This window comes from Sediminibacillus halophilus, from assembly GCF_900103695.1.
Taxonomy (GTDB): domain Bacteria; phylum Bacillota; class Bacilli; order Bacillales; family Amphibacillaceae; genus Sediminibacillus; species Sediminibacillus halophilus.
Genome location: NZ_FNHF01000001.1, coordinates 944389 through 960007 on the forward strand (window position 1 = coordinate 944389; position 15619 = coordinate 960007).

At 43.3% G+C, this 15619-nt stretch carries 15 protein-coding genes and 1 riboswitch; of the genes, 12 read left to right on the forward strand and 3 right to left on the reverse strand.

Annotated elements, in window-relative coordinates:
• Positions 1-163: 163 nt before the first annotated feature.
• Positions 164-271, forward strand: a riboswitch (SAM riboswitch).
• A 74-nt stretch (positions 272-345) separates the two neighbouring features.
• The 6 genes from BLR82_RS04810 (at position 346) to BLR82_RS04835 (ending at position 4545) form a co-directional block, all read left to right on the forward strand.
• Positions 346-1356: a methionine ABC transporter ATP-binding protein gene (locus BLR82_RS04810; RefSeq protein WP_074597831.1), complete on the forward strand. Its 1011-nt coding sequence runs from the start codon at positions 346-348 to the stop codon at positions 1354-1356.
• Positions 1349-2011 (forward strand): methionine ABC transporter permease, encoded by a 663-nt coding sequence (locus tag BLR82_RS04815; RefSeq protein ID WP_074597832.1) that lies wholly within the window; start codon positions 1349-1351, stop codon positions 2009-2011. The genes BLR82_RS04810 and BLR82_RS04815 overlap by 8 nt, the downstream gene beginning before the upstream one ends.
• Positions 2012-2055: 44 nt before the next feature.
• On the forward strand, positions 2056-2871 hold the full coding sequence (locus BLR82_RS04820; protein ID WP_074597833.1) for a MetQ/NlpA family ABC transporter substrate-binding protein: 816 nt from the start codon (positions 2056-2058) through the stop codon (positions 2869-2871).
• A gap of 466 nt (positions 2872-3337) precedes the next feature.
• Complete coding sequence (locus tag BLR82_RS04830; protein ID WP_074597835.1) at positions 3338-3856, forward strand: hypothetical protein; 519 nt, start codon at positions 3338-3340, stop codon at positions 3854-3856.
• Positions 3857-3975: 119 nt separating this feature from the next.
• The gene (locus BLR82_RS20965) at positions 3976-4143 is read left to right on the forward strand and encodes a hypothetical protein (protein WP_175486754.1); all 168 of its coding nucleotides are present in this window, start codon (positions 3976-3978) and stop codon (positions 4141-4143) included.
• Positions 4144-4314: 171 nt separating this feature from the next.
• The gene (locus BLR82_RS04835) at positions 4315-4545 is read left to right on the forward strand and encodes a hypothetical protein (protein ID WP_074597836.1); all 231 of its coding nucleotides are present in this window, start codon (positions 4315-4317) and stop codon (positions 4543-4545) included.
• 208 nt (positions 4546-4753) lie between these two features.
• Here BLR82_RS04835 and BLR82_RS04840 read toward each other — a convergent pair whose 3' ends face one another.
• From BLR82_RS04840 to BLR82_RS04850, 3 genes are all read right to left on the reverse strand, one after another.
• Positions 4754-5386 (reverse strand): SDR family oxidoreductase, encoded by a 633-nt coding sequence (locus BLR82_RS04840; protein WP_074597837.1) that lies wholly within the window; start codon positions 5384-5386, stop codon positions 4754-4756.
• Positions 5387-5520: 134 nt separating this feature from the next.
• On the reverse strand, positions 5521-6912 hold the full coding sequence (locus BLR82_RS04845; RefSeq protein ID WP_074597838.1) for a sodium:solute symporter family protein: 1392 nt from the start codon (positions 6910-6912) through the stop codon (positions 5521-5523).
• Positions 6913-7142: 230 nt separating this feature from the next.
• The gene (locus BLR82_RS04850; protein ID WP_074597839.1) at positions 7143-8030 is read right to left on the reverse strand and encodes a 50S ribosomal protein L11 methyltransferase; all 888 of its coding nucleotides are present in this window, start codon (positions 8028-8030) and stop codon (positions 7143-7145) included.
• A gap of 174 nt (positions 8031-8204) precedes the next feature.
• Between BLR82_RS04850 and BLR82_RS04855 the strand changes: the two genes are divergently transcribed.
• The 6 genes from BLR82_RS04855 (at position 8205) to BLR82_RS04880 (ending at position 15537) form a co-directional block, all read left to right on the forward strand.
• Positions 8205-8990, forward strand: a complete 786-nt coding sequence (locus BLR82_RS04855; RefSeq protein ID WP_074597840.1) for a hypothetical protein — start codon at positions 8205-8207, stop codon at positions 8988-8990.
• 489 nt (positions 8991-9479) lie between these two features.
• On the forward strand, positions 9480-9824 hold the full coding sequence (locus BLR82_RS04860) for a DMT family transporter (protein ID WP_074597841.1): 345 nt from the start codon (positions 9480-9482) through the stop codon (positions 9822-9824).
• Positions 9824-10141 (forward strand): DMT family transporter, encoded by a 318-nt coding sequence (locus BLR82_RS04865; protein ID WP_074597842.1) that lies wholly within the window; start codon positions 9824-9826, stop codon positions 10139-10141. Before BLR82_RS04860 ends, BLR82_RS04865 begins: the two co-directional genes overlap by 1 nt.
• A gap of 162 nt (positions 10142-10303) precedes the next feature.
• Complete coding sequence (locus tag BLR82_RS04870; RefSeq protein ID WP_074597843.1) at positions 10304-10981, forward strand: ABC transporter ATP-binding protein; 678 nt, start codon at positions 10304-10306, stop codon at positions 10979-10981.
• The gene (locus BLR82_RS04875) at positions 10978-13413 is read left to right on the forward strand and encodes an FtsX-like permease family protein (RefSeq protein ID WP_074597844.1); all 2436 of its coding nucleotides are present in this window, start codon (positions 10978-10980) and stop codon (positions 13411-13413) included. Before BLR82_RS04870 ends, BLR82_RS04875 begins: the two co-directional genes overlap by 4 nt.
• Before the next feature lie 201 nt (positions 13414-13614).
• Complete coding sequence (locus BLR82_RS04880) at positions 13615-15537, forward strand: ATP-dependent DNA helicase (protein WP_074597845.1); 1923 nt, start codon at positions 13615-13617, stop codon at positions 15535-15537.
• The last annotated feature ends 82 nt before the right edge of the window (positions 15538-15619 follow it).

Below are 15619 nucleotides of genomic sequence, written 5' to 3' on the forward strand. Positions count from 1 at the left end.
CTGCTGGTTGCATCTTACCATTAAAAACCCTTCGTTTCCATGAAAACCCTGTCATTTTGGATTGCCGGAATTTTTTGATTTTTACCAATAAAAATACATTGACAAACAATTATCGGCCAATTATGATAGAATCTATCTTACTTACAAATTGCATATCGAATAAATCTTATCCAGAGTGACCGAGGGAACAGGCCTGTCGACGTCACAGCAACCTTCCATGCGGAGTGGTGCTACCTCCTGCAGAATGGTGATTCATTCTGAAAGATAAGGATTGAATAGTTTTTCTTCCCTCTTTCTGAATGAAAGAGGTTTTTTTATTTTTGTACGATGTTTGGGGTGAACAGGATGATTACAGTTGAAAAAGTAAGTAAGGTATTTAAAACAAAAGCTGGCTTGGTGAACGGCGTTGAAAATGTTTCTCTCAGCATCAATAAGGGGGAAATCTACGGTATCGTCGGTTATAGCGGGGCAGGAAAAAGCACATTGCTCCGCTGTATGAATATTTTAGAGCGGCCGACTACCGGCAAAGTTTGGATTGACGGGGTGGATCTGCTGGGTCTATCCAGCAAGGAACTCCGGGGAGCGAGACAGTCTATCGGGATGATCTTCCAGGGATTTTACCTGGTTTCATCAAAAACGGTTTTCGAGAATGTTGCTTTCGCCTTAAAAGCAGCCGGTGTCCCAAAATCCAAACGAAAAAATCGCGTTTTGGAATTGCTGGAACTAGTCGGCTTGCGCGAAAAAGCGAACGACTACCCTGTTCAACTTAGCGGTGGTCAAAAACAACGGGTGAGCATCGCCCGGGCACTGGCAAACAACCCGAAGGTACTGCTTTGTGATGAAGCCACTTCCGCTCTCGATCCGGGTACGACAAAATCGATATTAAAGCTGCTGAAAAAAATCAATCAGGAGCTTGGCATAACGATTGTCATCATTACCCACGAAATGGAAGTTGTCAAAGAAATCTGCAATCGCTGTGCGGTCATGCAGGATGGACGCGTCATCGAAGAAGGATCTACCTATGAAATTTTCGCTAATCCGACCGAGCCGCTCACCAAAGCATTCATTCAAACCGTCCTGAGCTTTGAACTGCCGGCCAAATTATTGGATAACTGCACCGGAACCTTGATGCGGCTCCAATTCCGCGGTGATATCGCCGGGGAAGCCGTTGTATCCGATATGCTGCAGTCTTTCCCGGTACGGGGGAACATCCTGCATGGGAAAGTCGAATATATCGGCGAAACACCACTCGGCATTTTTATTATGGAAATGACAGGAGAACGAACCGCAATAGACAAAGCGGTTGCTTACTTAAAAGAACGCGTCAATCAGCTGGAGGTGATTCAGCATGCTTGATCGGATTATCGAAATTTTGCCTGAGTTGAATACAGCTTTTTTTGAAACCATGCTGATGGTAGGGATAAGTTTGCTGGTGGCAATTCTTATCGGTTTGCCGATGGGGATTTTGCTTTATGTCACCGATAAAGGACTTTTTCTGGAAAACAAATTTGTAAAACTGGTTGTCGGAATCATTGTTAATTTAATTCGCTCGATACCATTTATTATTTTACTCGTTTTCCTGATTCCTTTTACCAAATGGCTGACACACACAACCATCGGCCCACTGGCAGCATCGGTTTCCTTATCGGTGGCCGCCATTCCCTTTTATGCCCGTATTGTCGAATCGGCTGCCAGGGAAATCGATAAAGGCGTTATCGAAGCTGCGGTTGCCGTTGGTGCTTCTCCGTGGATGATCATCAAGGACATCATCTTTCCAGAAGCGAAACCCGGCCTGATCAGCGGATTGACCATCACGGCGATAAGCCTAATCGGGTACTCAGCGATGGCAGGAACCGTTGGAGGCGGCGGTATCGGCGACTTGGCAATCCGGTATGGTTACTACCGGTATGATGATACCGTGATGTTCACCACCGTAATCGTGTTGATTGTATTGGTTCAATTTGTACAGTATCTCGGTGATTTTATCGCAAAAGCGGTCAACAAGCGCTGAGAAATAAAAGATAGTTTATCAACGAAGAATGAGGAGGAACGAAAATGAAAAAATTATTAACCATTTTGACAATATTACTACTTACAGTGTTGGCTGCCTGCGGATCAGATGAGGGTGACAGCGGCAAAAAAGAGATAATCTTCGGTGCCACAACAGGGCCATACAGCGATATGGTCAATAAGGCCATCGCTCCACTTCTTGAGGAAAAAGGCTACACCGTGGAAAATAAGGAATTCACCGACTATATTCAGCCGAATAATTCGTTGGCGAACGGCGATTTGGACGCCAACTTGTTCCAGCATAAAATCTACATGGAATCTTTTGCAGAAGAAAACAACATGGACTTATCGGAAGTAATCATTGTACCAACAGCGCCGATGGGACTCTACTCCAATACATATGATAGCATAGACGCTATTGAAGACGGCAGTACCGTGGTCATCGCTAACGATCCAACGAACTTGGCAAGAACACTGATCATGCTCCAGGATGAAGGACTGATTACGATCAGCGAAGATGTCGATCCATTACGTGCTTCAGTAGATGACATCGTCGAAAACCCTAAAAACTTGAATTTCCAGGAAATCGAAGCCGGTCAGCTTCCAAGAGCCGTAGAGAGCGAGGATTTAGCAGCCGTACCAGGAAACTACGCTCTGGCAGCCGATATGGATTTGCTGGATGCACTGGCGCTTGAAGAAATGCCTGACGATTATCGAAATCGTGTGGTAGTCAACACGGAAGATCTCGATAAACAATATGTCAAAGATATCAAAGAAGTAGTCGAATCAGATGAATTTGAACAAATCATCGATGAGGAATTCCAAGGCTTCGGAAAACCGGAGTGGATGAAAAAAGAATAGAAATAAAAGCAATGGCATGATTGCGCCATTGCTTTTATTTTGCCATTTCCCTCTACCGTTCAGCAATTTCCCTGGTTGGAGGAGGGGTGAGAAGCTGGCTCATATTGTGGTTTTAGATGCCTAGAGCAGCCAAAACAGCAATTAATAGAATAATTGGTGTAAATACTACAAACCAGAAGAACAACAATAGGATTGCAGCTACGATAGCCATGCAATATCACCTCTATTCTATTAAAAAGTTTTTTGGTGAGGCCTCACATTACCAAACTATGAAAATTACGACGCTTGGTATAGACAGACATGACAACAAACCGCGGAAATACATAAAAATAGTCGTCTGAACCGGCCGGGAAACGGACTGCTATCTATTTTTCAAAAAGGCGTTCAATATTAGTCATTCACACGGACGAAACCTTCCTCCCTACGTAATTATGTATAGAAAGTATAAATAAAGGATGGTGAAATAATGGCTAAAAGGACGCTTTTTTTTGAAAAAACCCCTGCAGGTTTCCGGCAGGTTAATGATCCTCAAGAACAGTACCGGATGCTTAATCAACAACAAAGCGAGCAGCAGCAAGCAGTTTTAGTGGAATCGACGAACTTTCTTGACCGTCTTCGCGCTGAATGGCGCACCAGACAGTTGAATACTGACTCTCTGGATAAACTGCAAGGTTTACTGCAAACCTTGAACACACCGCAAATAAAAAATGGATTTCAGCAAGTGATAGAATTGGCCCGGAAGCGATTGCCTAAAAATTTTTTGAATGGAGTGATAAGCAAAATGGCAAATAAGGATTTTAGCGAGCTGTTAAAGAACTTTACCTCTAGCGGGGACAGCGGTAAATTGATGGAAAAGGTCCTCAATGATCCAGAGCTTTCAAAGGAAGCCTTCGGAGCGATGAAAGATATGCTTAATGACGAAGAAAAATTTAAATCAATGACCAAAATGTTAAGTGATATGATGGGGGAAGAAAAGGAAAGTTAAATGGGCATCCAAGGATTGTAAAGCGGCCATTTCAAAAATGGTTAGATATTCTAGTAGAAACATACTAGCAAAATAGCATCCTTTCCATACGCTATAGTATGGAAGGAGGGATACCATTTATGCTCCCAAATGCAAATGCTCACCGGGCAAAGCTGAAGGATCTTAGAGCTGCTGTTCAATCCAAAAAGCAACAGTTGGTAACGAAGGCTGCCAGCAGGCGATCAAATCTTGACAGTGTGAAGAAGCGCTTTGCCGGAGCTGTTCAAGCAGCAAAAAAACAGCAGTAGGTAATGTTATTGGCGTTCTCCAATTTTAGTCTCCTTTCTATTATATAGAGACGAAAAGGCTAGCTTCGGGATACTTTCCTTTTCGTCTTTTTTTGCGTTTATCGATAGGTTTCCCCTGACAGGAAAATTGACGTATAATGGCAGGGTAACAAACCGAAAGGATCGATTTTCATGACAGACAGAAAACAGTCCGGAAAATTGGCCGGGCTTCATACCCTCGTGGCCCTTATACTGCTATTTTTAGCATCAGTTTTTCAACAGGTATCACCATTTACCTACCTAGCCGTGTTTTTCTTTTACCTCGGGTTGGTGAGTTTAGTTAGCCACTCCAAAACACTGGTACCAGCAATCTGCAGTTTGATCATCGGCATTTTTGTGTACTTAATCGGAGTATGGATATAAAAATCTTGCGGCTGGCTCCTTCGACAAGTCTACTTACAGCATCAAAGTCGCTCCAAAGAGGTTAACAGTAGGAGACAAAGTTTCTGATTCTTTTTGATTTTCATCGCGGTGGAGTGCTTTTCTCCAGGCCTTCCCCTTCCTATCCTTTTTCAACCAATAGACAATGCTTCATGACAAAAAGCGTCCCTTTAAAAGGAACGCTTTTTGCCTAGAGTTTTTTCAATGCCTCTGGGATTTCGTCTTCTCCTTCGATTAAATCAAAGGATTTATGATACGTGTTTGATTCTTCCAGAGAGGTTACAATCACATTTGCAACATCGCCCCTACTAATGGAGCCTCTTTCGACGTCTTCAGCAATGTGGACTTTTCCGGTCGGGTCTTCGTGTGTCAATCCGCCCGGCCGGACAATCGTGTACGTTAAACCGCTGTTACGCAAGTGTTCATCCGCCTCCCCTTTCATTTGCAGATAATAGCCAAACGGCCCTTCGGCTACATCCGGCTGATCGGCGAAAATGGAACTAAGCATAACGAAACGGTCGACACCTTGTTTTTTTGCCGTATCGATTAAGTTGATGGCTCCGTCACGATCCACATCCTTGGTCTTTTCTGGACCCGTTTTAGAACCAGAACCTGCGGCAAAAATAACCGCGTCCATGCCTTTTACGAGGTCGGATAAGTCTTTTTCCAAATCTCCGGTAACAACATGGGCACCTATATTTTTCAAACGAGGAGCCTGCTGTTCATCACGAACCATGCCATACGCTTCATGGTCACGTTCCAGCAAATATTGCAAAATCAGGCGGCCGGTATGTCCATTGGCACCCGCTACAAGTACTTTCATAAGCACAACTCTCCTTTTTTCTTGTTTTACCTGACGCTAGCATTATTTTTTCACCAGTAAAAAGAAGGCAGTTATATCGTTCACAAGTATCTTCCCGATTCTTCCTCGTGCTGAAACCAGCAAGAAAAAAGTTATTATTTTTCTGTGGTGGAAGAGGTCATAATCGTGACAACGATGAGTACGATTACCGCAACTGGCAAAGCGATAATGACACTGTTTAAATCAAAAGGTTTCGCAAGCGGTATTTCCCAAATCAGGGTAGTAATTACTCCGGCGACCATCGAAGCAACACCTCCTGCGGCATTCACCCTCTTCCAAAAGAAAACAGCTAAGATTGCCGGGGTCAGGCCCGCGCCATAAACCGTATAGGCATACATTTGCACTTCCAGTACTGTCGGAAAATAAGCGATGAGCAAATAGGCCAGCAGTCCTAACAGAATAATGAAAAGCTTAGTCATTTTTAATAACTGTTTGTCTGTCGCGTCTTTTTTTATAAACTTGCCGACAATATCGTAGGTGACATTTGTAGCAGCTGACAGCAGATAGGAGTTTCCGGTAGTAACGATAAACGCTGTAGCCGCTGCTAAAAGGATCCCCCCCACAACTGTAGGCATTACCACGGTGGTAGTCATCAACGCCATACCCGGATCAATATCAGGGAAAAGAGAACGGGAGGCAAAAGATATAAATGAAATGGAAGGCGAAATGAGCAGCATTCCTATCAACCAGCCAATTTGCGCCTTCTTAGAGGATTTGTCACCAGATGAAGAAGCAAGCCGTTGATACATATTTTGATCGCCTAATAATAAAAACAAAGAAGGAAGCAAAAACCCGAGTAGTTGTACGTTCGATAACGTTCCGGTGGCTGTTAGGTGGTCCGCAGGTACATTGGCAGTAATCTCATCCCAGCCACCAGCTATTATAAAGATAGTCGGCAACGTAATAAATAAAGCGGCAATCGCAAGAAAAGCACTTAAAGCATCCGTCGGTGCCACGGAGCGCAGTCCGCCAATAGTGGCCAGAAAGATAATTAGAATCGCACCAATAATGGTTCCGACTTCAACGGACATACCGGTTGTCAGATTCAAAATAAATCCCAGCCCTGTCATTTGATAAGAAACAATACCGACAAAGGCTAAAATAATGATAATACTGGCTATCATCCGTGCAGTGGTCCCATATTTATCTTCAAGAATGCCGGAAACCGTGTATTTGCCAAATTGACGAATTTTCGGGGCGATTAGGTATAATATACCGATACCGACCAAAGTTGGAAGCATCATTAATAATGCTGGAATGATGCCATAACTGAAAGCCATGGATGTCTCCCCGCCGGAGATGCTGCCGCTTCCAGTCCAGGTAGCAAGCAATGTCCCCGTCAGGACAAAAGTCCCCAAGCCTTTTCCGGCTAATATAAAGTCTTCGCTGCTTGCAATCTTCTTTGAAAAGTATATCCCCATGGCGATCATAACCACACCATAGGCTCCCACAAACCAAAGTAATGCTGGATTGTTGGTAAGTTCCATGTTGATAATCTCTCCTTTATAAGTTTAGATCAATCTTCCATCCTGCAGCGATTGACACACAATGAAAAGGGTAACATACTGACTCTTTTTATCAACCAGACCGATAATATCGTATCCCTCTATGTAGATGCCCTCCTCCCCCCATACAGAATGCACCTGTCCTACTGTAAGGATTCTCTAATAAAGAAAAAAATATCCCCGGGAATATGTAATCGGGGATATCTCAATCATTAAGCCGTTTTTTCAAAAAGAATCGTCACCCATTCATTGGCCTGTCGTTTTTCCTTAATGAAAAATCCTTTTTCGTGAAAATCAGCGACAACACTTTCTACATTCCACTCGACGATGCCGGAAATCAGGAATGTACTGCTTTTTTCAGCCAGCAGATGTCTGTCCAGTATTTTTCTTGTTTCCTCTGCCCCAATATTGATGATGATCAAATCGTAATGCTCTTTGATTCGGTAATCCCCTGTTAGCAGGTCGGCCTTTTCCACCTGTAGCGGCTGCTGCAAATTGTTCAATTCTGCATTCAAGCGAATTTCCCTTTCCACCGGTTCATAATCAACGGCGGTCAGCGAATGTGCTCCCTTCAATCCAGCCGCTATGGACAATACACCAGAACCAGTTCCAAGATCAAGGACCGTTTGGCCGGACAAATCCGTTGACAGCAGGATACGGAGACAGTCCTGAGTCGTTTCATGAAGGCCCGTCCCGAAAGCAGCCTGCGGTTCGAATTTTAGTACTTGCTTGTTCGGATATTTATCCTCGCTTCCCGAATAGCAAAGGACCCAGCCATTTTCGAGATCGATGTCTTCAAAAGCCGTATTCCACTGCTGCTCGTCCACTTCCCGGTAACGGATAGCTTCTTTTGGCACATTCAATGCCTGCTTTATCCTCGTAAAGTATGTCTGCGGAAGTCCGGGAAGACTGTCCTCTTCTGCATATATTTTCAACTCAGCATACTTTTGTTCGATTTCTCGATAGTCATACCCATTTTCAACTTGATAAATTTCAATCGGAGGCTCGTAATACAGATTATAAACACCAAACGCATTTAATTTTTCGATTGCTTCGTCCACACTCTCTGTCGCTAACCGAACTATAAATTCATGTAACATGGCCAAATTTCCTTTCCTGTTCATCTTCTTTTCAAGTATAAGGATTTCCTTCCCTGCTTTTCAACCACCGGGTCGTCATCCACGTCACAAAAATTTCTCTATAAAAAAAACAGGAAAACTGATACACTATAATACGGCAATTCTATCGGAAAAATTAAGTTTAGGAGTGTTACCTTGCGAAATGCAATCATATATATTCCAGTGGTTATGACGGCGGTATTGGCTGGTTGTCAGCCAAATTCCACCGCAGAAACACACTCGGAGGATAATCACATAGAAAGGCAGCTGAAACTGTCGGTTGATGCTGCAAGCCCCGCCGAAATCAGCGAAAAGGATGAAGAGGAACTAACAAAAGAGCTGAATGCTTTATACAAAATGGATGAATTTGGATGGGGTAATTCCGAGCTGCCTAGTATGGAATTCGGATTGGGATCTATCCATTTCCAGAAATTAAACCGGTCAGAAAAGGATATGGAAGCGGATGTTCTTACGACTTTCTTCATGGATATACAAGAGAGGGACGGCAATGTCGTACTCGGACAGATCGTCAAGGCTCCCGAAGACCGACCAGAATGGGAAGGAAAAAATGCCAGTCTGAAAAAAACGGACGAGAAGTCTGCAGAGCTGACAATCGATGGTGTTGCTTCCTATACGTTTACAGCTTTTGATAACCAAGAGCTTGACACTTTGTATGGGGATTGGAAAGAAACCGAATCGGATGAAACAATCACTTTTACAAAAGGGCTCACAAGTAACCTTCATATTTTCATCCATAACCAAGAGCAAGTCCTGGCCATCAACGGCCGTTCAGAGGACACGTTCTCCGGTGTATTTTTCTATCAACCGGATGAAGAGGATAAGCCATCCACATCCAGAGAAGTAGGTTTGGAAATAATTGATCAAACACATGTGATAGTACATAGCCCGGAAGGTGTCTATAAATTGGAAAAAGAACAGTAAAAAACTTGTAGAGAAACCTAGGTTTCTCTACAAGTTTTTTTGCCTTCCAAGGGGGGAGTTAATTCCCTTGGATTATTAAGCAAAATCTAACCTACAGAATGTTTGAAATTATAAACCAGATTTTGGGTGGAGCAATGATCCGTTTACCCTGGACTGCTTCGTTTGTACTTCGTATTGACTCCCCTTTTCTCTCTTATCTGACAATAATGTATCACAGGGTATGCATCCTATCTAATCTTTTGTCAACATATCTGACAAGCTTTCTGATGAAAAATTATCCTCCCCACTTCCTCCTAAATAAAAATTTCTGGTTCAGCTTTCTACTAATCAGCTAACCACTAAATTTCTTCGTGAAAGATTACAAACAAGTTAAAATTTAGCCCGCTTAGTTTTAATGTCTTTTTTGTGAGGTATCGTAATGCAAATTTATTTGAAGCAATAATCATTAACGGCTTTGGGACCTGATCAACATTCAAGGAGGACAACATCATGAAATTTTACAGCTTGCTGAGTACCTCGATCATTTTGGAAACGACCGGTGCCTCGTTCATGAAGCTGGCAGACAACAGCTGGATGGCAGCAGCCATAGTCGCTGTCTGTTACGCCATCTCATTCACATTGTATATTACGATTGCGTACCATTCAGAAATCAGTGTCGTTAATGCGATTTGGTCCGGTGTAGGTACTGCCTTAATCGTCAGCGTCGGAATTCTTGCTTTTGGAGAGTCCAATTCCTCTGTAAAGCTTGCCGGAACATTACTGATTATTGCCGGAGTTATTGGTCTGAACGTCAGCACAAGACAAAAATCCCCCGTAGCCGGGGAGGGAGCATGATGGCGTATGTTTATTTAATCAGCAGCCTCGTGCTGGCTTTTTTATCGAATTTATCGGTAAAGCTGGCCAGAGGTTATACAAGACCAGTTCCTACTGTCTCGGCTTTTTTGTGCTATGCACTCTGTCTAACCTGTTTAACGCTGGCTGTGCAACACTTTGAAGTTGGCTTCGTATATGCTGTCTGGTCTGGAGTCACGGTGGTCTCTACAGCGGTAATTGGCATTCTGTTTTTTCACGAAACATACAACCGGCTAAAAATCATGTCGATATGTATGATCATAGCAGGTGTTGTCCTCCTTCATCTGGAGACAGGCTGACATGTAAACATCCGTACCTGAAAATGGGTGCGGATTTCCTCTTTCTCTAACCTTTTCGATTATACAGAGTAAAATATTGTTAAAAATCCGTTGAGTAAATTCAAAATATTGTTATAATTAATTTATTCCTATTTTTTACATTTAATTAGATGGAGGGATGAAGTGTTAATAATAAAAAACGTTTCCAAATCCTTTAGAGAGGCTACCCAAACGTCTACCATTCTCAATAATATTCATTGGCAAATCAACAGGGCAGAATGGTGTTCAGTAGTCGGGCCATCCGGTACAGGAAAAACGACCCTGCTCCATTGCATATCCGGCCTGTTACAACCGGATGAAGGGCACGTACACTTTAAAGGAACAGATATCTATTCTTTAAGTGAAAAGAAAAGGAGCAACTGGCGAAGAAAACATCTTGGTTTTATTTTTCAGGATTTTAAACTGCTGCCGCACTACTCTGTGCTAGATAACGTAGCGCTCCCGCTGATTTTTGATGAGGCAAAAGGGCCGCTTTATGATAGGGCAAAAGAGAAGTTAAAACTAGTTGGCTTAGAAGAAACCTTCTTCTCCAGACTGCCTGGCGGTTTGTCCGGTGGGGAAAAACAGCGAGTAGCAATTGCACGATCACTGATAGCCGAACCAGACATTCTTATTTGCGACGAACCTACCGGCAATTTGGATAGTGATAACCGTGATAAAATTGCCGACCTTTTTTCCGAGCTGAAAAAATCAGGACAAGCTATCTTGATGGTCACCCATGACCCGGAAATTGCCCGAAAAGGAGATAAAACATATCAGCTGTCAGGTGGTTCGCTATTCGTTAAAGAGGTGACCGCATGATCAAACTGGCACTGAAACGAATCGTAAACCGAAAGTTGGTTTCTATCTCCATTATGCTTGCATTTATCTGTTTGTATGTATGTTTACCGCTAGGAAGAGAATACGCGAAAGAATCACAGTTGACCGTAGAAAACACCATTGCCGATGAAGCGATGGGTGCCTATGACATCTTGGTACGTCCCGCCAAAGCACGTACCGATGTGGAACAGGCTTTGAACATGGTAGAAGAAAACTACATTGGTGACAGTAAAGGCGGCATTTCCATTGGTGAATGGGAAGAGATAAAAGCCGACCCGTCGATTGATGTCGCAGCTCCTGTTTCCTCTATTGGGTATTTCACTGGGGCTCAATACTCCATCGAACTGCCCAATTTACCAGAGCCAACAAGATTGTCTTTTCAATTTTATACGACGGATGGGCTGAACAATTATCCACTGGATGATAGAAAAACGATTACATACTTTGAAGAAACGAACCCTGGATTAATCCAATATATCAAGCATTATAAGGATGATCAGCAGCAAGTGAGCAATGCTTTGATGTTCATGATGCCGCCTAGTTACTATATGCTTGCTGGAATTGATCCAGATAGTGAACAGGCGTTAACAGGCATTGATTTTTCACAACTTACTCAACAGGAAAAAGAAGAAGAGGACACTTTTTTGCTGGAAAATATGCAGGAATCCAACCCAGACATGCGTGTCCTTCCCGTTCTACAAAGAGATAAACTTCAAGTGCCTTTATATCTTTCCCTTCAAACTGAGACATTGGATATAGAAACAAAGGAAGCATTAGACCAATTGGGATTGTCTGAACAGGAATGGTTAATGCAGGCTAATGGCTCTCCCAACTGGCAGGAGTTCACAAAAAATCTACTTGAGGAACCTGCAGTTAACACAAAAAAAGTTGATATCGATCTTTCTTCCTTCCAAAGCCCCTTTGAGGGGGAGGCATTACGACTTGATAATCAGTTCAAGCCACATAAAGCAGAACGTTATACAGGAGATATGGATACCTCCGTCTATTTTACTGCTTCTAAAATAGACTACCAAGGAATAAAAGATCAATCATTATCTGTAAGAATTGTGAAAGACGATAAACCTCCTGCCTATAAAGAAATCGAACAGCACGGTGTCAGCGCCTATGCTTCGGAGTCCGGTCCGATTCCATTCGTAGTGGATCAAGTCGGCACTTTCACTCCCGATTTAGAAAAGGAAAGCAAGCTGGCAGCCAGTCCTTTAGGCATTTATACGGATAAAGAGATAAAAACAGCTGAAGGGAAGCCTGTACAGGCCACCACCGTACCGGGCAGCTTTGTTCCCGCTCTTGCCAGCGGGGTCACTACCATGGAGGCGGCAGAATATATCAAGGGGGAGCAGCCAATTGATGCTATTCGACTGCGGGTGGCCGGAATTACTTCTTATAACCAAGAAGCACAGGAAAAAATCAATGATGTCGCCACTAATTTACTTGAAAAAGGTTATGAAGTAGACATCGTAGCAGGGTCTTCCTTTAAAGAAATGGAAATAAATGCAGAAGGTATTGGCAGCGTCTTTACCCCATGGACGACGCTTGGAGTAGCTGGCCAACTGACCGACAGCTGGAACTTCCTAACCTTGCTCACGACGGGACTTTTTCTGATCTTTGCAATTGTTTGGTTGGCTGCAAGACTTACCTTTGAAGCCCACACCATGGATAATGAGAACGAACTGTTAAGGCAAATCGGCTGGAATAGAAAGTTCATTCTTCTTCGTAACTGCATGGAACAATACATCTTGACAACGCTAGCTTATATATTGTCCCTGCTGATTCTTTACTCGCTTGGTACGAGTACGGTTTCTTTCTTAATCTCTACCGGGCTTTGGCTTTTATCCTTATTGTTGATTCTCTTCCTCATGAGCAGAAAAAACAAGGGAAAACAGCGAATTCAAGGTTACAATAGTCTTGCGGGGCTGCGGTATTATAAACGGTTCATTATTCCAGCCATGTCAGTCATCATCGTGGCAGTGGTTCTGCTCTCCATTCAACTGGCGGCTTTCGGAGATTCCATTTACGAAAACCAGTTAACCTCACTTGGAGCTTATGTTACAGATCAAGCTATGTGGTTTCAACTAGCTATTTTAGCGACTACTTTTGCATTAGCTATAATCGGAGTGAATGAGTGTATCAACACGTTGATTTCCGAAAGACATTCCGAGTTCCACATGTACAAAATGATCGGATGGACAAAAGGACATATTCTAAGACACTTCTCTAAAGAAACTTTTACTTGGGCATCAACAGCCATAATAATCGGTGTGACAATAGGTGTTGGTTTTCTTATGATCTCCGGTATAGCTCCAGTCTGGATAGCATTCGGCAGTAGCATTTCCCTTCTTCTGATGATAATTTCCGTTTTGCTGCTGATCGTTACCCGTCCATATACTAATTAATTATTTTGCCAGGAAAAATCCGTTTTCCTGGCTTCTTTTTCTTTCCTATTTGCTGAAAAGTTTCTTCTATGTCCTTTCCTTCTAAATCTCTTCTCCTAAAAAAGGAAAAAATTCTCCTTTCCAAGTATTCTCCCGGTAAGACATCATATTTTATGGTATCATTAAAGTTTAGCGACTGATCATGTATTTGAGGAGAATGTTATGTCTAAAACAAGTTCACTTCCATTTACCGTTGACAAGACGGAAAATTTTTACGATCGTCTCGGCGACTATGTAGGCGACGTTTTTTACGATATGTTACCGGAACAAGGTTACGAATTAAGAGATGAACAAATTTACATGGCCTTTCAATTGGAACAAGCTTTTAAAAACAAGCGAGCCATATTCGCAGAAGCAGGCGTCGGTACGGGAAAAACATTTGTTTACCTGCTTTATGCCATTTGTTATGCCCGCCATCAACGTAAACCAGCTATCATTTCCTGTGCGGATGAAACATTGATCGAACAGTTGGTCAAAAAGGGCGGCGATATCGAAAAACTGGAGGAAGCACTCGGCCTGAGCATTGATGTACGTCTAGCCAAAGCCAGGGAGCAATACGTCTGTGTGCGAAAACTGGACGCCCTGGCGAATCGGACCGATGATGAAAACGTATTGGCTGTCCACGATCAAATACCTGACTTTGTTTTTGACCAGGGGGCATCCATGAAGGCATTCGAGCGCTATGGCGATCGGAAAGAATATCCGTGGGTCTCCAATCAAACATGGGAGAAAATCGCCTGGGACCCCTTACAACAATGCTCTACTTGCGAATGGCGCCACCGGAGCGGCCAGACACTGAACAGGGAGTACTACCGCCATGCCACTGATTTGATTATTTGTTCCCACGATTTTTACATGGAGCATGTCTGGACGAAAGAATCGAGGAAACGGGAAGGTCAAATGCCATTGCTGCCGGAAGCCAGTTGTGTCGTTTTTGATGAGGGACATCTGTTGGAGTTTGCTGCACAAAAAGGATTGACGTACCGCTTCCATGCTGACACCCTTACCAAGGTGTTGACAGGTTACATGAGTCAGGATGTACGGGAAGAAACCCTTTATTTGATTGAAGACATTCTTACCCTTCATGAAGATTGGTTTGGCCTTTTATCCGAAAAATCAACGATAGTGGAAGGATCCTCTCGTAAGGAAGTCACGCTCACGGATAACCTGCTGCGAATGGCATATACGTTGAATGAAAAGGTACAACAAGTGTTGGAACAACTAGTGTTCGATTCGGAGTTGTTTACCATCGATCCCTATCACATCCGCATCATTGAAGAGTATCTGGAATTTTTCTCCTATGGACTATCGATTTTGTTAAAAGACGATGAAGGAATTTATTGGCTGGAAGAGGCCGGAACAGATACCACGCTGGTCATCATGCCGCGTTTAGTAGAAGATGTTCTAAAAAAAGAAGTATTTTCACAAAACATCCCGTTCATATTCTCGTCGGCCACCTTATCACAAGGAGGAGATTTCTCCCACTTGGCGGGTAGTTTGGGGATCGAATCCTATGATTCTTTTTCTGTCTCCTCTCCATTTGATTATGAGAGACAAATGGCTATATACGGGAACGTCGACAAGGAAGACAAGTGGAGCCGAATCAGGAAACAGTTACAGGAAAATGAAGGTCGTTCCCTGCTGCTCTTCTCCTCCAAACAGGAGATGGATTTGTTCCGTTCCTGGGCGGACAAGCAAGACTGGTCCTTCCGTATGCTTTATGAAGGAGATCGGGAAATCAGTGAAACAGTCCGTAAGTTTCAATTGGATACGTCCTCGGTGCTCTGTTCCTACCATTTATGGGAAGGGTTGGATGTGCCAGGAAATGCTTTGACACAGGTAATCATCGCATCCCTTCCATTCCCGCCGCATGATCCTGTTTTCCAGGCCAAACGCAAGCATGCTGCTAATCCGATTGAATCGGTGGATAAGCCTTATATGCTTCTCCGGCTTCGGCAAGGGGTCGGTAGGTTGATCAGGTCTAGTAACGATAAGGGTACCATCCACATCTGGCTGAAGCCAGAAGAAACAAACAGCTATCAACAAGCAATCGAAAAGGTCCTTCCGGTCGAAATTAAATGGTAAACCAAAAACCAAGCTCTAAGTGGAGAGCTTGGTTTTTTTCATGCTGCGTTTCCCTTTTGCGGTATTCCTTCCCCATACAGAT